The organism is Fodinicola feengrottensis (assembly GCF_010993775.1).
GTDB classification, from domain to species: domain Bacteria; phylum Actinomycetota; class Actinomycetes; order Mycobacteriales; family HKI-0501; genus Fodinicola; species Fodinicola feengrottensis.
In genome coordinates this window covers 1-20,488 of sequence record NZ_WOTO01000011.1, presented here as the reverse complement: position 1 = coordinate 20,488, position 20,488 = coordinate 1, and the positions used below count along the sequence as shown (strand labels likewise).

Annotated in this window: 23 protein-coding genes, 4 pseudogenes and 1 riboswitch; of the genes and pseudogenes, 10 read left to right on the top strand and 17 right to left on the bottom strand. The window is 67.3% G+C overall.

What is annotated here, in order from left to right; all coding sequences use genetic code 11:
- The first annotated feature begins 170 nt into the window (after positions 1–170).
- From GNX96_RS12300 to GNX96_RS61065, 4 genes are all read left to right on the top strand, one after another.
- Positions 171–923, top strand: a complete 753-nt coding sequence (locus tag GNX96_RS12300; RefSeq protein ID WP_163568195.1) for a hypothetical protein — start codon at positions 171–173, stop codon at positions 921–923.
- Positions 871–2,385 (top strand): polysaccharide lyase family 8 super-sandwich domain-containing protein, encoded by a 1,515-nt coding sequence (locus tag GNX96_RS12295; protein ID WP_163568194.1) that lies wholly within the window; start codon positions 871–873, stop codon positions 2,383–2,385. The genes GNX96_RS12300 and GNX96_RS12295 overlap by 53 nt, the downstream gene beginning before the upstream one ends.
- Positions 2,386–2,627: 242 nt before the next feature.
- Positions 2,628–3,026 (top strand): pyridoxal-phosphate dependent enzyme, encoded by a 399-nt coding sequence (locus GNX96_RS61070; protein WP_313885651.1) that lies wholly within the window; start codon positions 2,628–2,630, stop codon positions 3,024–3,026.
- Positions 3,004–3,573, top strand: a complete 570-nt coding sequence (locus tag GNX96_RS61065) for a threonine ammonia-lyase (protein WP_313885650.1) — start codon at positions 3,004–3,006, stop codon at positions 3,571–3,573. Before GNX96_RS61070 ends, GNX96_RS61065 begins: the two co-directional genes overlap by 23 nt.
- 51 nt (positions 3,574–3,624) lie before the next feature.
- Here the strand turns inward: GNX96_RS61065 and GNX96_RS51150 are convergent, their stop codons facing one another.
- Positions 3,625–3,975, bottom strand: coding sequence for a hypothetical protein (locus GNX96_RS51150; protein ID WP_279580128.1), 351 nt, complete (start codon positions 3,973–3,975; stop codon positions 3,625–3,627).
- On the bottom strand, positions 3,900–4,226 hold the full coding sequence (locus GNX96_RS63265; RefSeq protein WP_390623986.1) for a TetR/AcrR family transcriptional regulator: 327 nt from the start codon (positions 4,224–4,226) through the stop codon (positions 3,900–3,902). Before GNX96_RS63265 ends, GNX96_RS51150 begins: the two co-directional genes overlap by 76 nt.
- 106 nt (positions 4,227–4,332) lie before the next feature.
- On the opposite strand from GNX96_RS63265, the gene GNX96_RS12280 reads away from it, so the two are divergent.
- The gene (locus GNX96_RS12280) at positions 4,333–5,007 is read left to right on the top strand and encodes an alpha/beta fold hydrolase (RefSeq protein ID WP_279580127.1); all 675 of its coding nucleotides are present in this window, start codon (positions 4,333–4,335) and stop codon (positions 5,005–5,007) included.
- 14 nt (positions 5,008–5,021) lie between these two features.
- The gene (locus GNX96_RS51145) at positions 5,022–5,189 is read left to right on the top strand and encodes an alpha/beta fold hydrolase (RefSeq protein ID WP_279580126.1); all 168 of its coding nucleotides are present in this window, start codon (positions 5,022–5,024) and stop codon (positions 5,187–5,189) included.
- Between the two features lie 13 nt (positions 5,190–5,202).
- Here GNX96_RS51145 and GNX96_RS51140 read toward each other — a convergent pair whose 3' ends face one another.
- Together GNX96_RS51140 and GNX96_RS61060 are read right to left on the bottom strand one after the other, a co-directional pair.
- The gene (locus GNX96_RS51140) at positions 5,203–5,751 is read right to left on the bottom strand and encodes an N-acetylmuramoyl-L-alanine amidase family protein (RefSeq protein ID WP_279580125.1); all 549 of its coding nucleotides are present in this window, start codon (positions 5,749–5,751) and stop codon (positions 5,203–5,205) included.
- A gap of 224 nt (positions 5,752–5,975) precedes the next feature.
- Positions 5,976–6,365: pseudogene (locus GNX96_RS61060) on the bottom strand (peptidoglycan-binding domain-containing protein); the annotation flags it as partial.
- A gap of 473 nt (positions 6,366–6,838) precedes the next feature.
- On the opposite strand from GNX96_RS61060, the pseudogene GNX96_RS12270 reads away from it, so the two are divergent.
- From GNX96_RS12270 to GNX96_RS63260, 3 genes and pseudogenes are all read left to right on the top strand, one after another.
- Positions 6,839–7,324: pseudogene (locus GNX96_RS12270) on the top strand (RNA polymerase sigma factor).
- Positions 7,321–7,707, top strand: a complete 387-nt coding sequence (locus tag GNX96_RS12265; protein WP_163568193.1) for a VOC family protein — start codon at positions 7,321–7,323, stop codon at positions 7,705–7,707. The pseudogene GNX96_RS12270 and the gene GNX96_RS12265 overlap by 4 nt, the downstream one beginning before the upstream one ends.
- A complete protein-coding gene (locus tag GNX96_RS63260) occupies positions 7,686–7,835 on the top strand; it encodes a VOC family protein (protein WP_163568192.1) in 150 nt (49 codons plus the stop codon). The genes GNX96_RS12265 and GNX96_RS63260 overlap by 22 nt, the downstream gene beginning before the upstream one ends.
- Before the next feature lie 191 nt (positions 7,836–8,026).
- Here the strand turns inward: GNX96_RS63260 and GNX96_RS12255 are convergent.
- The 9 genes and pseudogenes from GNX96_RS12255 to GNX96_RS12215 all read right to left on the bottom strand — a co-directional run.
- Positions 8,027–9,502: pseudogene (locus GNX96_RS12255) on the bottom strand (bifunctional metallophosphatase/5'-nucleotidase); the annotation flags it as partial.
- Between the two features lie 376 nt (positions 9,503–9,878).
- Positions 9,879–10,205 carry a thioredoxin gene (gene trxA, locus GNX96_RS12250; protein WP_163568191.1) on the bottom strand — a complete coding sequence of 109 codons (327 nt, stop codon included), beginning with the start codon at positions 10,203–10,205 and terminating at the stop codon, positions 9,879–9,881.
- Between the two features lie 50 nt (positions 10,206–10,255).
- The gene (gene trxB / locus GNX96_RS12245) at positions 10,256–11,254 is read right to left on the bottom strand and encodes a thioredoxin-disulfide reductase (protein WP_390623985.1); all 999 of its coding nucleotides are present in this window, start codon (positions 11,252–11,254) and stop codon (positions 10,256–10,258) included.
- A gap of 177 nt (positions 11,255–11,431) precedes the next feature.
- The gene (locus GNX96_RS12240) at positions 11,432–12,076 is read right to left on the bottom strand and encodes a hypothetical protein (RefSeq protein ID WP_163568189.1); all 645 of its coding nucleotides are present in this window, start codon (positions 12,074–12,076) and stop codon (positions 11,432–11,434) included.
- A 249-nt stretch (positions 12,077–12,325) separates the two neighbouring features.
- On the bottom strand, positions 12,326–12,979 hold the full coding sequence (gene sigM / locus GNX96_RS12235; protein ID WP_163568188.1) for an RNA polymerase sigma factor SigM: 654 nt from the start codon (positions 12,977–12,979) through the stop codon (positions 12,326–12,328).
- Positions 12,980–12,988: 9 nt separating this feature from the next.
- Positions 12,989–13,420 carry a hypothetical protein gene (locus GNX96_RS12230; RefSeq protein ID WP_163568187.1) on the bottom strand — a complete coding sequence of 144 codons (432 nt, stop codon included), beginning with the start codon at positions 13,418–13,420 and terminating at the stop codon, positions 12,989–12,991.
- Positions 13,421–13,425: 5 nt separating this feature from the next.
- The gene (locus GNX96_RS12225) at positions 13,426–14,454 is read right to left on the bottom strand and encodes a protein kinase (RefSeq protein WP_279580123.1); all 1,029 of its coding nucleotides are present in this window, start codon (positions 14,452–14,454) and stop codon (positions 13,426–13,428) included.
- Between the two features lie 271 nt (positions 14,455–14,725).
- Entirely contained in the window at positions 14,726–15,181 is a 456-nt protein-coding gene (locus GNX96_RS12220) for a C40 family peptidase (protein ID WP_163568185.1), read from the bottom strand.
- Between the two features lie 171 nt (positions 15,182–15,352).
- Positions 15,353–15,754 carry a peptidase associated/transthyretin-like domain-containing protein gene (locus GNX96_RS12215; RefSeq protein ID WP_279580122.1) on the bottom strand — a complete coding sequence of 134 codons (402 nt, stop codon included), beginning with the start codon at positions 15,752–15,754 and terminating at the stop codon, positions 15,353–15,355.
- A gap of 96 nt (positions 15,755–15,850) precedes the next feature.
- A riboswitch (cyclic di-AMP (ydaO/yuaA leader) is annotated at positions 15,851–16,016 on the bottom strand.
- A gap of 312 nt (positions 16,017–16,328) precedes the next feature.
- Here GNX96_RS12215 and GNX96_RS12210 point away from each other — a divergent pair.
- Positions 16,329–17,921: pseudogene (locus tag GNX96_RS12210) on the top strand (helicase HerA-like domain-containing protein).
- A gap of 317 nt (positions 17,922–18,238) precedes the next feature.
- Here the strand turns inward: GNX96_RS12210 and GNX96_RS12205 are convergent.
- Genes GNX96_RS12205 through GNX96_RS12190 form a run of 4 tightly spaced genes read right to left on the bottom strand, consistent with a single transcriptional unit; the run spans position 18,239 to position 20,346 of the window.
- A complete protein-coding gene (locus GNX96_RS12205) occupies positions 18,239–19,213 on the bottom strand; it encodes a cyclase family protein (RefSeq protein WP_163568183.1) in 975 nt (324 codons plus the stop codon).
- 22 nt (positions 19,214–19,235) lie between these two features.
- The gene (locus GNX96_RS12200) at positions 19,236–19,478 is read right to left on the bottom strand and encodes an alpha/beta fold hydrolase (protein WP_279580121.1); all 243 of its coding nucleotides are present in this window, start codon (positions 19,476–19,478) and stop codon (positions 19,236–19,238) included.
- A gap of 34 nt (positions 19,479–19,512) precedes the next feature.
- Complete coding sequence (locus GNX96_RS12195) at positions 19,513–20,046, bottom strand: alpha/beta fold hydrolase (RefSeq protein WP_279580120.1); 534 nt, start codon at positions 20,044–20,046, stop codon at positions 19,513–19,515.
- Positions 20,047–20,088: 42 nt separating this feature from the next.
- Complete coding sequence (locus tag GNX96_RS12190) at positions 20,089–20,346, bottom strand: hypothetical protein (RefSeq protein WP_163568180.1); 258 nt, start codon at positions 20,344–20,346, stop codon at positions 20,089–20,091.
- Positions 20,347–20,488: the final 142 nt, after the last annotated feature.

Sequence of the window (20,488 nt, the reverse complement as noted above, 5' to 3'; positions counted from 1 at the left end):
ATGAAACTGCTCAGTGTTTAGCAAGTGACGGCAGCTTTTGGCAATAGTTCGGGTTTTGACCGTAGCTGGATGGCTGACCAGATGGCCGAGGATGGCCAGTTCAAGTGTTCGAATCTGCGCGAAGCTTGACCGAATATCGCAGTTTCGAGCTCGATCGAGAGGGAACGCAGATGGTGTCTCGACGGCAACTGTTCGGCGTGGCCGCTGGAGTGGGCCTGGTGGGTGCGGTCGGTACGCCGGCGAGCGCGGCTGATGCGTACGACAGCCTGCGCGCGACCGTGGTGCGGCTGACCACCGGCGGTGTCTTCGATTCGGACGACCCGGACTTTCGGCACGGGCTGGATGCTCTGGATGCTGCGGCTGGCTCGTACTGGCAGCAGCTGGACCGCTCTTCGAACCGGACGGCGCTGTGGCCCGATCTGCCGCTGACCGCGACGGATGCGGTGAACGCGAACCTGAGTCTGAACCGGTTGCGGACCCTCGCCACCGCGTGGGCCACCAACGGAGCCGCGCTCGCCGCAAATGCGGACGTGCTCGCCGCGACCATCGACGGGTTGGCCTTCGTTTATCAGCGGCGCTATCACGAGGCCGCGACCGACCGAGTCGGCAACTGGTGGAACTGGGAAATTGGCGCCCCGCGTGCGCTCGTACAAACCTGCCTGTTGGTCGCCGACCATTTGCCGGCCACCGCGACCGCCGACTATCTCCGCGTGCTGGGTAAATTCGTCCGCACTCCGGATCGGCGGACGAATGCGCCGACCGTCCTGGAGACCGGCGCCAACCGGATGGACAAATGCGTCATCGTGGCGATGAGCGGCATTCTGGGCCGAGACCCGGCACGAATGACCATGGCCACGGACGGGCTCTCCGATGTCAGTGGCGGAGGGAAGAACAGCATTTTTTCAGTACGTGGAATCCGGTGACGGGTTCTACCGCGATGGATCATTTGTTCAGCACACCAACATCGCCTACGTGGGCACGTACGGGAACGTGCTGCTGGGCGATGTGGGATTCCTGCTCGCATTGTTGGCCGGTTCACCGTGGCAGGTCACCGATCCGAATCTGAATGTCGTGCTGGATGCGGTCGCCGCGAGTTTCGCGCCCTTTGTGACGAACGGGCGGATGATGGACTGTGTCCGCGGCAGGGCGATCGCGCGGGATTACGAGTCAGACCACATTGATGGGCACGGGACCATCGCCAGCGTGCTGACTTTGGCGGCTGGGGCGCCGGCGGCGTACGCGGCGACATTTCGTTCCCTTGCCAAGGGATGGATTCTCCGGGACACCGCGTTGCCCTATCTGGCGAATGCCGCGTTGCCGGATCTTGGCCTGGCAAAACAGGTGTTGGCCGATCAAACGGTTGTCGCGGCTCCCGAGCCCAGCGACCACCGGCAATTCTCGTACCAGGACCGGATCGTGCACCGGCGGCCAGACTGGTCTTTCTCGATCGGACTTTCCAGTGCTCGGACGGCCAGGTACGAGGCCGGAAATGCGGAGAACCTGCATGGTTGGTATCTCGGCGACGGCCCTACCTACGTATATGACGGCGATCTCACCCAGTATTCGGATGGTTTCTGGCCGACGGTGAATGCGTACCGGTTGGCTGGCACGACCGTACAAACCACTGTGCGTACGCGTGCGGACGAGAATGGGTGGGTGTCTCCAGCCGGCTTGAATTCCTGGGTCGGAGGTGCCACGGACGGACAGGTCGGCGCGGTCGGAATGGATCTTCGTTCGTACGACAGCGCCCTGACGGCCAAGAAATCCTGGTTCTGCCTCAATGACGCGGTGGTTTGCCTCGGCGCCGGAATTAGCAGAACCGGTGCCCAGCCGGTGCGCGTCGAGTCGACTGTGGACAATCGCAACCTGCATGCGGCTGGATCGAATCGGCTGCTTGTCGACGGTCGAGAGCGTGCCGCGCAATGGGGAGAGCCGGAATCCATCGCGCACGTTGGTTGGGCACACCTCGACGGAATATGCGATACGCCTTCGGGGCGGGCACCACCATTCACGCGCTCCGGGAAGAACGGAAGGCGGCCTGGTGGGATATTGATCAGGGCGCGGACACCGCCGGCAGCAAGACTCCCATCACGCGCCGGTACGCGACGATGTGGTTTGACCACGGGGGTAGATCCAGCGAATGCCTCCTATGTTTATACGCTGATTCCCGGTGCGACGGTGGCGCAGACAATTCGGTGGTCGGCGTTGATGCCGGCGGTGGTGGCCGCGAACACCGTTACCGTGCAGGCGATCCGGCAGCCATGGCAGGGACTGTTGATGGCGAATTTCTGGGCGGCCGGGTCGGTGGATCGATTGGTCAGCAGCGGACCGGCTTCGGTGGTGTTGCGGCGTACCGGATCGACGCTCGAGGGTCGCGGTGTCTGATCCGAGCCGGACGCAGGACAGCCTGACGGTCTGCCTGCCGTATCCGATCCGGAGTGTCGTGTCGGCGGATGCGACGGTCACGGTCGTTCAGTCGCGCGGCCTTTCGCCCAGCTGCGGATCGCGACCGGCGGGAGCCACGGGCGTACTCAGATGGCTACTTTGCGTCTCTGGTAAACGGTGTCCTGGGTCGGTGCAATCAAGGTCACTGTCGGATGGACGGGCCGATCGGGAAGGATCGGGTGATGGATCTGGTGACGATCGATGACGTACGGGCGGCCGCCAAGCGGATCGAAGGCGTGGCCGTACGAACGCCGTTGCTGCCTTGCCGCTGGGCCGACGGGCTGTGGCTGAAGCCGGAGAACCTGCAGCCGATCGGCGCTTTCAAGATCCGCGGTGCGGTGAACGCGGTCGGCGCACTGTCGGACGAACAGGCCGCCGCTGGCGTGATCACGCATTCCAGCGGCAACCATGGGCAAGCGCTCGCATTCGCCGCGGCCGCGCGGGGTATTCCGGTGACGATCGTGGTGCCGAATGTCGCTCCCCAGGTGAAGGTCGACGCGATGCGGGAGCTGGGCGCCCAAGTGTTGTGTGTTGGTGCCGCCGTCCGAACGGTTGACGATGACCGAGAAATTGGCGGCTGAGAGCGGCATGACGATGATCCCGCCTTTCGACCATCACGACGTGATCGCCGGTCAGGGCACCACCGGATGCGAAATTCTCGCTGACCTACCGGACGTACAGGCCGTCCTGGTGCCCATTGGCGGCGGTGGGTTGGCGTCGGGAGTCGCCGTTGCGATCAAGGAAACGAACCCAGCGGTCCAGGTCATCGGCGTGGAGCCGGAACTCGCCGCGGATGCGGCGGAAAGCCTGCGGGCCGGCCGTCTGGTGCGGTGGACCGACGAACAGCGCTACCGGACTTCGGCCGACGGCGTACGAACGAACATCTGTGAACGTACATTCGCGCACCTGAAGAAATACCTGGATGGGGTGGTGACGGTTTCGGAGGAAGAGATCACCGCAGCGATCGGGGTGCTCGCGCGGAAGGCCCACCTGGTGGCCGAACCCAGTGGTGCCCTCACTACCGCGGCCCACCTTTGTCACCGCGCTGAGCTGCCCACTGGATCAGTGGTGGCAGTCGTCAGTGGCGGCAACATCGAGCCGGCCGCACTGTTGGCCGCGCTGGCCTGAACCTTCGGCCTACCAAAAGGCTGCCGCCTACGACCTGATTGCCACCGTCCTTCACGCCAGGGGCTGACCACCCAGAAGTCGGCGCAGGATCTCGTCGACCGCGGCCGTACCGATCCGAATGGCTTCGGTGTGGTCGTCGGCGCGGGCGGTGACCAGCGCGATCTCGTTCACCGCGGCCATCACGACGTGCGCGAACAGGTCTGACTGCTCGGCTGGCAGCAAGCCTTGGGCGGCGCTGGACGCCATACCGGCTTTCATCGCGCCCAACACGTGCTTTTCGTCGTACTCACGCCAGCGGTGCCAGCCGATCACCGAGGGTGCGTCGATCAGCAGGATCCGCTGGACCACTGGATCCCCGGCGAGCTGGATCCAGGCCACGCAACCGGCCCGCAGGGCGGCCAACGGTTCCTTCTCGGCGGCGGCCGCCAGCAGCGTCTTGCGGCCGACGTCGGTCTGGACGACCTCCAGAACCGCTTCGAAGAGCGCGTCTTTGCCGGCGAAATGGTGATAGAGCGCCCCCCCCGGCTGAGTCCGGACTCCTGCAAAACCGCCTCAATGGACGTGCCGTCGTACCCACGCTCGGCGAAGAGCCGGGTAGCGATCTCGATGAGCTGCTCCCGGGTGGCCCGGCCTCGCTCGACCCGCTTGTTCATACGCTCCCGTACGCATATTGACATACCGACTGTCGGTCTGTAAATCTAAACCGACAGTCGGTCTGGAAACTACTGGCACCGGTGACTCTAGCGAAAGGACGATCAGGTGAACCTTGACGAGCATCGGCACGCGGTGGACACGGCCGGTGGGACGGTCAGCTACTACGACGTGGGACCGCATGGCGGGCGTACGGCGCTGTTCGTACACGGCGTGGGGACAAACGCGTTGCTCTGGCGTGGGGTGATCGCTCGGCTGGCCGGCGAGGTCCGCTGCGTGGCGCTCGACCTACCGCTGCACGGGCACACGCCGGCCGCGGCTGACCAGGACTTCTCGCTGCACGGGTTGGCGAAGGTGCTGGCCGACTTCTGTGCGGCCCTGGGCCTTACCGGCATCGACCTGGTGGCTAACGACACCGGCGGCGCTGTTGCGCAGGTCTTCGCCGTTGGGCGGCCGGATCTGCTGACCAGCTTCACGCTGACGAACTGCGACACCCACGACAACCTGCCACCGGAGGCCTTCAAGCCGGCGGTCGAGGCGGCCGCGAAGGGGCAGTTCGCGGTCACCGGGCCGGCTTTGGCCTCGATGCCCGCGGTGGGGCGCAAGGCGGCGCTCGGCCCTGGCTACCAAAGCGCAGACTTGCCGTCGAGCGAACTCGTACGAGCGTTCCTCAAACCGGTGATGGGCACGGTGAAGCGGGGGCCGGCAGTTCGAAAGGCTGCTGGTGTCGCTCAAGGCCGAAGATCTGCTCGCTCGCGATCGAGCCCCAGCTCCGCGAACTGACCGTACCGACCCTGGTGGTCTGGGGCACCGCCGACCACTTCTTCGAGCTCAAGTGGGCATATTGGCTGGTGGAGACCATCCCCGGCGCTCAGCGGGTGGTCGAGGTGCCCGACGGGAAGCTGTTTTTCCCGGACGAGCGGCCGGACGAACTGGTCGCCGCACTGCGGGACTTCTGGTCCTAGTCTCCTTTGGGCGCTAGCCGAGCCGGCTGCGCAGCTCCCGCATGTCCATCGTGCCGGTCTTGAAGTCCACCTCGACCGGCAGGAAGACCCGTTGGACAGCGACCAGGATCGCTTCGGCGATGGTGTCCCGGAAGGCCGGCTCGATCAGCCGGGCCCGATCCACCGGCGAGGTCAGGTATCCGCATTCCACCCGCACGGCGGGCATTTGCGTCCGCCGGAGGATCTCCCACGTCTTGGGATGCGTACGACCGTCGACCAGGCCAGTCCGGGCGACGATCTCCCGGTGCACCAGGCCGGCGAGTCGCTCGCCGACCGTCGAGGAGGCGCCGGACTGGGTGCCGAAGTAGTACGTGGCGATGCCGCTGGCCTCTGGGTTGCGGTGGCCGTCGATGTGCAGGGACACCAGCACGTCGGCGCCGGCAGCGTTGGCGAACTTGGCCCGGTCCGCGTCGGAGAACCAGGTGTCGCGGCCGCGGGACAGATCGGTGTGCACGCCGAGCGCGGACAGTCTGCCCTCCAGCCGGGACGCGAGGTCCCCCAGGCCAGCTCGGCCTCGGACCACTCCAGCAGGCCCTCGGGCACCACCACACCGCGGTCCTGGCCGCCGTGACCTGGGTCGATGATCACGTGCTTGCCGACCAGCGCCGGGCCGGCGTGCCGCAGCAGGGCGGTCTCCTCCCGGAGCAGCTGTGGTCGGCCGCCGACAACCTTGCGGCCGAGCTGTCGGAGCGCGCGCATGGTGCCGGGGCCGAAGCCGCCGTCCGGCAGCAGGCCAACCTCGCGCTGGAACTGCTGCAGCGCTCGCTCGGTGCTGGCGCCGAAGACACCGTCCGGGCGGCCCACGTCGTAGCCCATCTCGATGAGCCGCTCCTGCAGCGTTTCCACGTCGTCGCCGGCCATCGGCTCGGTGACTGACCGGGTCAGCAGCCGGTCGCCGAGCCGCCAGCGGGCCGCCACCAGGGCGCTCCACGTCTCGGCGCCGACCACACCGTCGACAGTGAGGCCGCGCTGCTGCTGGAACTCCCGGATCGCGAGCTCGCAGGCCGCGTCGAAGAGCACCGAGTCGGCGCTGGAGCCCTCGCCGTGCGGTCCGGCCGGGACCAGACCGAGGCTGGCGAGCGTGGCTCGCACCTCGGCGGCCGCCGGACCACTGTCACCACGGCGTACCGGCTCCATCAGCAGGCCCCCTTGCCAGCTTGGGAACAACATCGTTCACTTACACGGTAAGCGGTGGCCGCCAGCCGACTGTGGGCAGGGTTCGACACGCCGTAGTAGTCGACACGCCGGTGACTGTGCTCAGTTTCACTCTACGGTCGCCCCGCGCAGATGAGGTGCGGCGCGAAACTGTCGTACCTTCCGGGCAAATTAGCCCCCACCCAGAGCCCTGACCCAGTGACGGGTGGGGGGTGGGGGTTTGAGGACCGATGTTCAACTAAAAATTAAGGTCTACCTCTCGACCCACCCCCCACCCGTCACTGGGTGGGGGTGATTTTTCGGGGGTGGGGTGACAGTTTCGCGGCGGACGAGCAGGTGTCCGGCGTGTCGGACGGCGACACGCCGAGGTTTCGCGGTTGGGCCGTTGGGAATGGGGTCGGCGCGCCGACGATAAGGGTGTGAACGATCCACCTGGCGTACGGCCCGATCCCGCGATGCGGTTGTTGGGGCTGTACGACGAGGCGTTGCCGCGGGTGTACGGCTATTTGCTGGCCCGGAGCGGAAGTGCGGCGGTGGCCGAGGAGGTGACCGCCGAGGCGTTCCTCGCGGCGGTCGCGGCCTGCCGCAAGCCCGATCCGCCCCGCTCACGGTGGGCTGGCTGATCGGGGGGGGCGCGGCACAAACTCGTCGACCACTGGCGGGCGGTTGGGCGGGACCGGCAGCGTGTTGAGCCACTCGCCGACCATGACCCAGGGTGCGATCCGTGGGACGTACAGCTCGACATCACGGTCGCGCACCAGGTCCTCGCGACGCTGTCCTACCCACATCGTGCGGTGCTCACTCTCCGCTATCTGGATGGGTTGTCGGTGGCTGAGGTCGGCAGCTGTCTGGATCGCACGACACATGCAACTGAAGCGCTGCTGACCAGGGCGAAGCGCGCTTTCCGCAGCGCCTACGAAGGAAAGGAGGGCACCCGATGAGTACCGACCCGCTGGACGCCCTCCGTGACCCAGCCGGCCCGGTCGATCCCGATCCGGCCTTTGCGGCTCAGCTGCGGGGCCGGCTCGAGCGGCTGCTGCTGGCCAGACAGACTGGAGAAGATATGTCTCTGCTGACCCCTTACATCGCCGTGCGGGACGCGCGGGCCGCGATGGACTGGTACGCGGACGTGTTCGGTGCCCAGCGGCGCGGTGAGCCGTTGGTGGGGCCGGACCATCGAGTCGGGCACGCTGAGATGACCATCGGTGGCGCCGGCCTGATGATCGCCGACGAGTATCCGGACCTCGGCCTGGTCAGCCCCCGGACAAGCTCCCCGGGCGGCCGTTCTCGCTGCACCTCACGGTGTCCGATGTGGACGAGCTGACCAGCCGCGCCGAAGGGGCCGGTGCCACCGTCGAGCGGCCGCCGGGTGACAACCCGTACGGCCGGATCGCGGTGATCATCGACCCCTTCGGGCACCGCTGGATGCTGAACGGCCCGGTCAGCCGGTGATCTGCACCGGCTGGCCGTTGGCGACCAGCTTCCAGTCGACGGACGCGAACTTGGTCGGGTCGATGACCTTCTGCGCGGTCGCCCAGTCGATCAGCAGCTGACGGATGTCGATCTGCCGGTTGTAGAGCACCGGAGCTGTGTTGATGTGCGGGAAGCCGCCACCGCCGGACTGCCGGTAGTTTGTTCACCGCCACTACGAACTGCCCGGCCGGGTCGATCGGCTTGCCGGCGTACGACAGGTCGACGATCCGCTTGCCGACCGGCTGCGTAATGTCGATGTCGTACGCGAGGGGGGCATCCAGACCGGAGATGATGTCGTAGTTGTAGTCCGGCGTACCGGTCGGCGCGGCCGTGGTCTTGGCGTTGGTGACCTGGTCCGCGGTGTACGGGCCGACGCCAGTGACCTGCTGGAAATACTCGACGGACTTCTCCAGGTAGTCCTTGACCTGGGCGCCGGTGAGCTGCACCGCGAGCAGCGTGTTGTCGTAGATGTAAAGCCCGGCCACGTCTCGGACACTGACCTGGCCGGCCGGGATCGCCGCGCCGCGGTTGAAAGGCGCCGCGATCGAGAGCACCGGCAGGTTCGGCGTACCGGCCAGCGCGGCCTTCACCGCATCGGCCTGGACGTAGTTGATGAAGTCGATGCAGGCGGCGTCCTGGTAGCGGGCGGTGGCGCAGGACATCGCGACCGTGCAGGTGGCGACCGGGGCGTTCACGTAGTCCACCACGGCCTGGTGGTCCGCGGTGAGCAGCTTCTTGATGTGCTCGTCCTCGGGCGCGGTGTTGCTGTTCAGTACGTGCGAGTCGGCGCCGCTGACCTGCCAGCCGTGCAGCAGCGAGTGCTTCAGGTTCAGCTCGATCACGGACAGGCGCTGGCCGAAGCACAGCGGCTCGGTGAGCAGCACCTGCTTGCCGGTGGCCTCGTTGGTGACGAACCGGTCGTCGATCTCCACGTGCGCGTGCCCGACCAGCACCGCGTCGATGCCCGGCACCTGCTGGGCCATCAGCGTGGAGGCGTTCTCTGGATACGGCAGCGCGTCGCCGTACGAAGAGGAGGTGTCGGCACCGGAGTGGGTCAGGACCACCACGACGTCACTGATCCGGCGCAGCCGCGGCACCCAGATCCTGGCCTGTTCGACCACGCCGTCGAAATGCATCTTGTTCTCGACGTTGGCCTTGTCCCAGATCGCCACGCCCGGGTTGGTCAGGCCGAGAATGCCGACCCGGACCGGGAAGAACGACCCGCTCGGCCACATCGTCTTGACCGTGTACGGCGGGAAGACCTGCTGCTTGGTCTTCCAGTCCAGGGCGTTGGCGCCCAGCAGCGGGAACCGGAGCTGCTTCTGGAAGGTCCGCAGCAGGTCGATGCCGTAGTTGAACTCGTGGTTGCCCAGCGCCGACGCGTCGTACTCCATCGCGTTCATGGCGGTCGCCATCGGATGGATCCTGGTCCGGCTGATCGGCTTGGTCTTCGCGTAGTACGTGCCCAGCGGGGTGCCCTGGATGGTGTCGCCGGCGTCCAGCAGCAGGACGTTGCGACGGCCGCGCTGCTTGCGCGCAGCGCGGCCACCAGGGTGGCGACCTTGGCGATGCCCTGGTCGTTGTGCGCGGCGTCGTCGTACTCGCGGTTGTTGTAGTAGTCCCCAGTTGAAGACGTGCGCGTGCAGGTCGGTGGTGCCCAGCAGGGTGAGCTGCGCCGTCTGGTTGTGCAGGCTCGCGTCGGTCGGCTGGGGCGCCGCCTGCGCGGCCTCCGCGCGGCGGCGACATGCCGGCGGCGGTCAGGATGGCCGCGGCCGATCCGCCGAAGCCGGCCAGCAGGCGGCGGCGGCTGACGGTACGACTGCCAGTCTTGTCGGGGGCGCTGGTGGGCTCAGCGGGCACAGGTCACTCCTCGGGTTTCCTTCGCTCGTACGACCGAAGGAAATCTACGCCGCCGGAGGGTTTTCAGTACCCGCTTTACCAGCCTTTTTGATTCCCGTACGAATACACGCAACGCCCCGGTCCCCGCTGGTGACACGAGGAACGGGGCGTTGCGGCGGCCTACTAGAGAGCGGCGTTGATCAGCTTCATGATCTCGGACTTGGGCCGCAGGCCAATGGCGGTCTGCACGGCCTGGCCGTCCTTGAAGATCGTCAGCATCGGGATCGACATCACGCCGTAGTCACGGGCGGTGTTCGGGTTCTCGTCGACGTTTAGCTTGGCGATGGTGATCTTGTCGCCCAGCTCGGCGGCGATCTCATCCAGGATCGGGGCGACCTTGCGGCACGGACCGCACCATTCGGCCCAGAAGTCGACCAGCACCAGCTTGTCGCTGCCGAGCACCTCGGTGTTCCAGTTCTGGTCTGTGACGGCGGTGGTGTTCGCGCCCATGTCGATATCTCCTTCTAAGAGTCGCGCTGCGAGTTTTATGTCTTTGCTGCTTAAGACTGCGCGGTGACCGGCACTTCGCGAGTCGGGCCCCAGGTGGCGCCCAGTGGCTCCTCGGAGTCACTCAGGCCCTCCAGGAAGCGCTCGGCGTCCAGCGCCGCCACACAACCGGAGCCGGCCGCAGTGATCGCCTGCTGGTACGTGTGGTCCACCAGGTCGCCGGCCGCGAAGACGCCGGTCAGGTTCGTACGGGTGCTCGGCGAGTCGACCAGCACATAGCCGTTCTCGTCCAGGTCGACCTGGCCGCGGTAGAGCTCGCTGCGCGGGTCGTGACCGATCGCGATGAACACACCGGTCACATCCAGCGTGGACTCCGCACCGGTGACCGTGTCGGTCAGCTTCAGGGCACTGACCTTGCCATCGGTGCCCAGCACCTCGGAGACCGCCGAGTTCCACTTGACCTTGATCTTGTCGTTCCCGAGCGCCCGGTCGGCCATGATCTTGCTGGCCCGGAACTCGTCCCTGCGGTGCACGATGGTCACGGTCTCGGCGAACCGGGTCAGGAAGGTGGCCTCCTCCATCGCGGAGTCGCCACCCCCGATCACGGCGATGTTCTGGCCCTTGAAGAAGAACCCGTCGCAGGTCGCACATGACGACACGCCACGGCCGAGGAACTCCTGCTCCCCCCGCACACCCAGTGGACGCCAAGCCGAACGAACGGTGGCGAGGATGACTGCCGGCGCTTCGTACGTCTGGTCGCCCACGGTGACCTTCTTGAGATCACCGGACAGGTCGACCGAAGAGGCGTCGTCGGAGATGAACTCCGCGCCGAACCGCTCCGCCTGCTGGCGCAGCTGCTCCATCATGTCCGGCCCCTGGACACCCTCCGGGTAGCCCGGGAAGTTCTCCACCTCGGTGGTCGTCATCAGCGCGCCACCGTAGTTCGCGCCCTCGATCACCAGCGGTGAGAGGTTCGCGCGAGCGGTGTATATCGCCGCCGTGTAGCCGGCCGGGCCGGACCCCACGATGATGACTGTTCGACGTTCGCTCACCAGTTCTCCTCGGCTGTGGACCATGCCTTCGTGACCTACCCAGTGAACGTCATGGTAGGGCCAGACATTCCGACGCGTACGTGACCTGCGCCTCCACCGTTCGTACGGTCGCGCCGGTGGGTTCAGCTGGCCGCGACCGGCCCGTAAATGGTGGTGACAGTCGAATAGTCCCCGCAGTCAGAAGTGACCGCGACCACCTTCTGGGTCGAACCGTTCGACAGCACCGCGAGGCACCGCCGGGCCACCGTCGAACAGCGCCAGGTCGACATAGGTCGGCTCGCCGCCTCCCAGCCGTCCCAGTGCCTCCAGGCAGGCCTGCAGGACCGCTGGATTGGCGAACCGAGGCAGCGGCTCGGGGGCAGCCTTGGCCTGGTCCGCATGGGACCGGCCAGTGTCGGCCGTGCCGCTCGCCGCGGTTCGGCCCAGGGTGGGCAGCTGTTCGTCGGTCCAGTCGCGGCCGGAGGCGACCACTTGCACGCGGCCGGCAGCCAGCGGTTTCGGTGCGCTCTGCGGCTGCTTCGAGGTGCCAGCGCCACCGTTGGGGCGGCTGTCGCCGGACCCGGTGGCGGACATGTTCTTGGGCAGCGCGACCGGGACCAGTTGCTGGACGACCACCCCACCGCCGACCACCACGATGGCGACCACCGCGGCGGCGGCCAGCAGCACGGCGAACCGGCCCTTGCGCCGTTCCCGGGCGACTTCTAGCCGGGTGGGGGGCTCGCCTTCGTCGGGGAGCGACTGCGTCTGGAGATCTGTCTCGAGATCCGCGGCGGGTTGCTCGGCGAGCGCGGCCTCAATGCGGGCCAGTACGTCCGTCGGCACCGGCTCCGCGCGCTCGTACCGCCGGCGAGCTCGTTGCCCAGGTTGGCCAACTGCGTACGCACTGTGGCGGTGGCCGCGGGCAGCGACTCGTACGCGACCTGCCAGCGCGGGTCACTGGTCAGCCGGTCGGCGACCCGCTGCGCCTGGGCGGTGCCGTCGAGCAGGCCTTCCGCGTACTCGCCGAGCAGTTCGATGTCGACGGATTCGGCCAGGTCGGGGCCGCTGAGGGCAGGATCGGCCGGGCGTTCGTCAGCCATGCTTGCCCCCTCCTGCCACGTCGCTGGTGTCGTCGTTCTTCGATGGGACGCGCCTCGCGGTCGAACCGTTCCGGCCGTGATCGGATGCACTCGGTCTGAGCTGGTCCAGGAGGACGGCGAGCCGGGCTCGGCCGCGGGCGCACCGGCTCTTCACCGTGCCAGCCGGGATCTTCAGGATGTCGGCGGCCTGGTCGACGGGCAGTCCCTCCAGGTCCACCAGCACCAACGCGGCCCGCTGCTCGAGTGGCAGCGCGGCCAGCGCCTCCCGGATCGTCAGCCGGGTGGTCAGCGCATCCACCTGGTCGGCCGGATCCGGTGGGTCGACCTTCGTGTCGTCCAGTGGTACGGCCGGGCGAGCGGCCTTGCGGCGGAGCCGGTCCAGGCTGGCGTTCACCACAATCCGGTGCAGCCAGGTGGTGACCGCGGCGTCCCCGCGGAAGGACGCGGCAGCCCGGAAGGCGGACAGGCACGCGTCCTGTAGTGCGTCGGCGGCATCCTCGCGGTTGGCGGTGGTCCGCAGCGCGATCGCCCACATCCGGTCCTGATGCCGGCTCAGGAGCGTGGAGAACGCGGTCTTGTCACCGGCCGCGTGCGCGCTCAGCAGATCGATGTCGCTGGGTGTGACGGCCGTCGGATCGGCGGTCACCCGCCGGCCTCAGACCTTCGGGACAATCTCGTCGACCCCGATCCCGAAACCGTTCTCGTACGGCGGCAGCTTGGTGATCCAGATCAGCAGATACCGATACTGCTGACCGGAGGTGACGGCGAACGTGACGTTGGGGCCGGGCGAGTCGGTGACGGTCTGGATCGCGGTGCCGGACTGCAGATCGTCCGGGTTGTTGCCGCCGTAGAGAGACACGGTGGCACCTGCGCTGCTGAGGTTGGCCAGCACCTGCCGGACCGCGACCGGATGGCCCAGGTCCACCCGTACGCCCATGCCCTTCTTCAGGCCGCCGAAGTCAGGGCTGCCCTTGTAGGTCGCGGTCCGCCAAGCGCTGTCGCGGCTGCCGTCGATCGTCTTGCCGGCGCCGGCCAGCTCGGTGTGGTCGCCCTGCGGATCGATGATGGTGGCATCGGTCGGCCGCACCGCGGTCAGCGGTCTGGACGGGCCGTTCGCGGTGCTGGAGGCCGGCGTGGTGTTGGGCGCGACTGCGCCATCGGTACGCGCGCGACCAGCACGGCGAGCACCGCGAGGACGACCAGCATCACGCCAATCGGGATGCTGAGCTTGGCCCACAGCGGCATCCGCCGGATCCGGGACTCGCGCAGCCGGTTCAGTGGTTCGGTGAGCGGCGCCAGCTGGCCGGTGAGACCATCCAGCGGCCGCATCTCCTGCGCGTACTCGACCTGGTTCAGTTCGGTGGCGAGGTCCTGCGCGGCCGGCGCCGGCTGGTCCGGGTCCAGCAGCTGCATGGCGAGCGCGTCCAGCCGGGCCGGGATGCCGGCCCGCACCTGCCGAGGTGTGCACAGCCGGCCGTCTATCCGGGCGGCTGGGGTGACCCCTTCGGGCGTCGAGCCGTTCGCGGACGGCCACCGGGCGGTCAGCGCGGCATAGAGCAGCGCGCCGACGGCTCGTACGTCCGCCGCCGGCTCGGCGGTGACGTCCTCGCCGGCGGTGCTGGGCGGCGCCATCGTGAGGTCGGTGAGGGTGCACTCGAAGTTGCCGTTGACGATGACCGTGCTGGGCGTCAGGTTGCCGTGGGCGGCGCCGGCCGCGTGCAGGGCGGCGAGGCCTTCGGCGGCGCTGCGAGCCAGTGTGACGGCCTGGTGGGTGTCCAGCGGGCCGTTCTTGAGGAGGCCTCGCAACGGGCTGCCGGCGGCCCACTCGCGGACCACGTACGCCCGGTCGCTCTCCTCCACCGCGTCATAGATCGCCACCACGCCTGGATGGCGGATCCGGGAGATCGCCATGGCGGTGGAAAGCAGCTGTTCAGAGTCGGTGCCGACGGTGGCTTGGACCTCGACCGCCACGCCGCGGGCGAGCAGCAGGTCGGTAGCGCGCCAGAGTGCGCGCCCGGTGGTGGAATCTTCCAGGTGCTTGTCCAGCCGGTAACGCCCGGCGAGCACCTGTCCAGCCGCCAGCGCGGCGACAGTCGCCCCCCGTGGGCCTTCCCCCTCCACTGGCCCTCCCTGATCGGCCGGGGCCCGCGACGCTGGGGACCTTTCATCGGACTCGGCCGGCTGCTCCGGTTCGGAGCGGCTCGACTGTTCCGGGACCCATGATCGCACTTCGCTGCCAGCACTCGCTCGTCTTGACACGGATTCATTCCCTGTACGTCTGTTGATCGGACGTCATCGGTCATACGTAACAGGGGCACGATCCCCAACCGGGATCGTGCCCCCTCATGAGACGTTCCAGAGCTGCGATCGGTTGGCAGCCGATCGCTGTGATTCAGGAGACCAGGCGGCGAACCGTGTAGTCATTGCTCCAGATCCGGTGGCTTCCCACCGTCTGACCGGAGGTCGGCGCGTCCCACATGTTGCCCCCCCCAGCGTAAATCGCGGCGTGGTAGTACGAGCCCGGTCGGCCGAACAGCATCAGGTCGCCCGGCTTCATCGAACTCCGGCTGACCGACGAGCCATAGCCGGCCTGGCTGGTCGCGCTGTGCGGAAGTGACTTACCGAACTTCGCGTAGATGAACTTGGTGAAACCTGAGCAGTCGAACGAGTTGGGCCCCGCCGCACCGTACTGGTACGGCCGACCGCGGTACTGGGCGGCCGTGGAGACGACCATCTGGCCCTTGTCCTGAACGTAGACCGCGACGGCCGGCGAGACGCTGGAAGCGAAGGTCCGGCTGGTCCCGGCGGGAGCGGCTGGCGGGGGGGTGGCGTCAGCGTTGTTGCTCACCTGCTTGGTGTTGCTGACCGGCTGCGTGTAGGCGGCCGGCTGTTGTCGCCGGCCGCGCCATTGCCGTTGTTGGTGCTGGTCGAGCCATTCCCGTTGGCGTCGTTGCCATTCGTGCCGGAATCGGTCGACGGGGTGCCGGACGACTCGGCCGGGGTGCTCGGGGATGCCGAGTCAGCGGGCTTCGGGTTGGCCGGCGTGTTCTGTGCGGGCTTGTTCGGGGCCGCCTTGGTGGTGGCCGCGCCGGGTGGCGGGCTGCCCGCCGCCGCTGCTGACCGTGCCGCCGGCGTAACTGAGGATCCAGTAGGCCGAGTTGCCCGGGTACAGCTGGAACGTGACAACACCCTGGCTGTTCGTGGTGCCGCTGAGAAGGGCGTGGTAGTGCCCGTCAGCCTCGGTACGGGACAGCGTGGCTGTCACGTTGGGGATCGGCTGGCCCTCCGGCGTCTTGATGAAGCCCTCGAGGTTGACCAGCGAACCTGGCGAGGTGGTCGACGGGGTGTTGTACTTCCAGACCATCACTTTGGCCTGGTCGGCCGCGAACACCGAGGGCGCTGCCACCACACCAACGGCCATCAGACCGGCGGCGGCGACACCCAGAGAGGCGGTGAGCCACTTGTTCTTCAGCGGACGCGGGAGACTACGGCGGTGAGATCGCACCGTACGCAAGAGCGTTCCTTCCGGCACGCCTACGAAGTGAGCTGTCGGGTTCGGGAGGGAAGGCGTCCCGGCCATCGTTAGATGGCTTCACCCCAAGGAGTTTTTCCGACTGTCGCCGGATCACTCCGGAGAAACTTTGTTGGTTCCCCCCTCCTGTCCGATTCATCCAATGCTCGTACTTTCACCTGGGCGGCGGGGACAGGACTCGGCGTGCCGTCTCCCAGGTGCGTGCACGGGTTGTGCACTTTGACCTCAAGCATCTTGGGGTCATCGTGATCGTATTCGCAGGCCAAGTGAGATCTGTTACAGGGTGGCCGTGTCGCATTATTTTATTTGCCCTAATATGTCCGCCCGTTCGGGTCGGTTTCTTTCTGTGCGCTCGATCACTAACAATTATTCGCGGCATACATGTGTTCACCGTGGTGCCTGTTCGCGGAAGGCTCGGTACGCTCCCAGCGTCCTTTTGGGTTCGGGTGGGGGGAGCGCATTCATGGCGGACCAGAGCAAGACTTCTCAGGGCGACCTCGCGGACAGGGTCCAGAAGGGGTACGCGTTCGCTGGCGAAGCGATTGAGCTGGGTGCGTTGGTCGGCGATGACGGTGCCGCCGTGCCAGCCGCGAAGGTGCGGATCCCGCTGTCGATGGTGAATCGGCACGGCCTGGTGGCCGGCGCGACCGGCACCGGCAAGACCAAGACGCTGCAGATGATGGCCGAACAGCTGTCCGCGAACGGTGTTCCGGTCTTTCTGGCCGACGTGAAGGGCGACTTGTCCGGGGTAGTGGCGCCCGGCGCCGATTCGGACCGGACGCGGTCCCGGGCGACCGAAGTCGGGCAGACCTGGACGGCGACTGGTTACCCAACCGAGTTCCTGGCGCTCGGCGGACTCGGCAAGGGCGTGCCCGTACGGGCGACCGTCACGGCCTTCGGTCCGACCCTGCTGTCCAAGGTCCTGGGTCTGAACGACGTGCAGGAGTCGTCGCTCGGACTGGTCTTCCATTTCGCCGACCAGCACGGCCTGCCGCTGTTGGACTTGAAGGACCTGCGCGCGGTTATCCAGTTCCTGACCTCCGATGAGGGCGCTGAGCAGCTCAAGGAGCTGGGCGGGCTGAGCAAGGCCACCGCTGGGGTGATCCTTCGGGAGCTGATCGGCTTCGCCGACTCCGGCGCGCAGGACTTCTTTGGCGAGCCGGAGTTCGACACCCACGACTTTCTTCGTACGGCCACGGACGGTCGCGGGATCATCAGCGTGCTGGAGCTGGCCAGCATCCAGGACAAGCCGGCGCTGTTCTCCACCTTCCTGATGTGGTTCCTCGCCGACCTGTTCGCGGACCTTCCAGAGGTGGGCGACGTGGACAAGCCGAAGTTGGTCTTCTTCTTCGACGAGGCCCACCTGCTTTTCAAGGACGCCTCCAAGGACTTCCTGACCGCGATCACCCAGACCGTCCGGCTGATCCGGTCAAAGGGCGTCGGCATCTTCTTCGTCACCCAGACGCCAAAAGATGTGCCGTCGGACGTGTTGGCGCAGCTGGGCAACCGCGTTCAGCACGCCCTGCGCGCGTACACGCCGGAGGACGCCAAGGCGCTCAAGGCCACCGTCTCCACCTTTCCCAAGTCCGGCTACGACCTGGAGGAAGTACTCACGGCGGCTCGGCATCGGCGAGGCGGTGGTCACGGTGCTGTCCGAGCGTGGCGCGCCGACCCCGGTGGCCTGGACCCGGCTGCCCGCACCGCAGTCCTTTATGGGCCCGGCCGAGCCGGCCGTACTGGACAGCACGGTGTCCGGGTCGCCGCTGCAGGGCAAATACGGGCAGGCCATTGACCGGGAGTCGGCGTACGAGAAGCTGATGGCCAAGACCGCCCAAGGCGCGGCCACCCAGCGAGCCGAGGCAGCCCAGCAGCCCATTACCGCGCCCCACGCCCCACGGCCGGCCCCGGCCAGCAGCGGCGCGGGTGGGGGGCGGGGATGGGGGCGGTGACGGACTTCCTTGGCTCCCCAGCGGTCAAGAGCTTCATGCGCTCCGCCGCCTCTTCGGCCGGCCGCGAAATCATGCGCTCCGTCTTCGGCGTCAGCCGCCGCCGCTAACCCGCCCCTGGCCCGCACAATCGGAATCCGATTGGCGGTTCTCCATAGGGTGCGGCGCGAAACTGTCGTACCGACGTGAAATTTTGAGCCCCCGCCCTTTCAGAAGGGCGGGGGGTGGGTGGCGGGTTTTCATTACGTAAGTAAACGCGCGTGCGAGATAAGCGCGCGCTTCATGAAGCGACGGCTGCACAATCGGAATCCGATTGTGCCAGCGGTGGCAGGCTGACCTGGGTGAACTCCGGGGTGGTGACAATCGGATTCCGATTGTGCAGCCAGTCACCCGACCGACTGACCGAGCAGCCAGCCGGGGCCGCGGGCTAGCGGATGACGACGGGGTTGACCGGGGCGCCGGTGCCTTCGACGACTTTCAGTGGGGCCGCGGTGTAGAGGAAGGTCCACCGACTGTCCGCAGCGCAGGCCGCGGCCAGGTCGTCCAGCCAGCAGATCTCGGTGAAGGCGACACCGAGGTTGCGCATCAGGGCGCTGTGCAGCGGCAGGGCGACCCCGGTGGCCGGCTCGGCGCTGACCTCGTTGCCGATGGTGTCGGTGACCAGGTTCGGGATCTCCATCCGCTGGAACCACTCGACCAGCTCCCGGGAGTAGGTGAGGCCCGGCTCGCAGTAGTGGTGGAAGAACTCCTTTGGCGTGGTCCGATACCACCAGCCGATCCAGCCAGTCCGGATCAGCAGGATGTCGCGCGGCTCGATCGTGACGCCCTGGCTTTCGGCGGCGGCGAGCAGGTCTTGGTGGTCGAAGGTCTCGCCCTTATCCAGTACGTCCTTGTCGCGGTGCCGGGCGATGTCGATGAGCACCCCGCGGCCGACCACGCCCTTCTCCCCAATCGGCAGGACGGATGCCTTCTTCATCCCGCCGACGGTGTTCTCGGCGTCGTAGCCGTTCCAGATTTTCCCGTCATACCAGACGTGGCCGAGCGCGTCGTATTGCGTGGAGCCCTGGAGATAAAGGAAGGCGGTGTCGTCGGCGTAGTGCATGCCGCCGGGAATCTGGCGCGCCTCGCCGCGCGTCCAGGAGCTCTCGTCGACCACGTTCTTGCGTTCGATGGGCGTACGGCCGGGCCACAGCGGGTCGCCGGGCGGCTTCGGATAGCCCATCTGGATCTGCAGGGTGAAGGTCTCCCCGGTGTGTACGTGCTGGACCCCACGCAGGACCTGCGCCGCGTCCAGGTAGTTCAGCGAACCCAGCTCGTCGGCCGGGCCCCACTTCCCCCAGTTGCTGGGGGTGTCCTCCCCCAGCAACTGGCGCAGCGGCGGCACCTCGGGTCTGTCGGCCATCGAGGATGCCTCCTGACGTGCGTTACGCGGCGAGGGCGTCGCGTAGGAAACGCTCGAAGCGCTCCGGAACCGAGAATATCGGCGAGTGGTCGGCTTCGGGTACGACCAGCAGAGTGGCTTCCTTGGCCTGGTCCGCGAGCCGCCTCGCCCACAGTTGGGTGCCGTCGAAGTCCCGGCCGCCGGTGAAGACGGCGATCGGCGGGACGATCTCGGCGAACCGGGTCTTGACCGGCGGGTCGAGCTCCATGCCGTGGGCCGTCTCCATCAGCAAAATGGGTCGTTGGCGACGGCCCAACCGATCAGCCGGCGCCGGTCGTCGGGGTTGAGGGCCGGGCACCAGCCATCGACATCCCAGGTCGCGGCGGCGCGGGTGCCCTCGGTACGCAGCAGCTCCTCCACCTTGGCGAAGTGGGCTCGCATCTTTTCCCGGGCGGCGGCCTCGGCCGCGGTCGGGTCGGGGAACTCGCCGAAGGAGGCACCCACCGCACAGACCTTGGCCACCCGTCGGGATGCTGATGGGCGAAGGCCAGCGCTTGCCGGCCGCCGTCGGACACGCCGACAAGCGTGGCGCGGGAGACGCCGACGGCGTCCAGTACGGCCGCGATGTCATCGAGTTCGCTAAAAGGCCCGTCGGACTGCGCCGACAGGCCGGTGTCGCGGTAGTCGAAGGTGGTCACCCGAGCGATGTCCGCGAGCCAGGCCACCGTCGTGTCCCACATGCGCAGGTCGGTGAGGCCAGCGTTAAGCAGCAGGACGTCTTGGCCCTGCCCGTGTTGTTGGTAATAGAGGTATCCGCCGGGAACATCCGCAAAGCCTTTGGTCACTGTCCTCATGATCAGTAACCCTTGGCCAGTTACGCCAGTCGAGCAAGCCAATTAGCCGAGTGCGTACATGACACCCAGATAGCTGCCGACCGCGGCGGCCCCGAGGGCGACTGTCCACAGGATCATCCACAGCAGGAACCGGCAGAACCGGACGAAGCCATTTCGCCGGCGGGGCGCTGGCGGCGGCGCGTACGGCGGTGCCTGATAGGGACCGGGCGCGTACTGCCGCGGTGGGTACGCCTGCTGTGGATACGGGTTGGGAGGGTACGGCTGGGGTGGGTACGGGCGTGGCGGGTACGGGTGGGGCATGCGCGTCTCCGTTCGGCTCGACCAAGATCACGCTAAGGCCGGCCGAGCCGGTACCACGAGGTCCGCGAGGGCAGCTGGCACGAATCCACGAGCAGATTCTCGCAGTTACGCGACCCATCGGCGCCGGATCTGGGCTAGTACG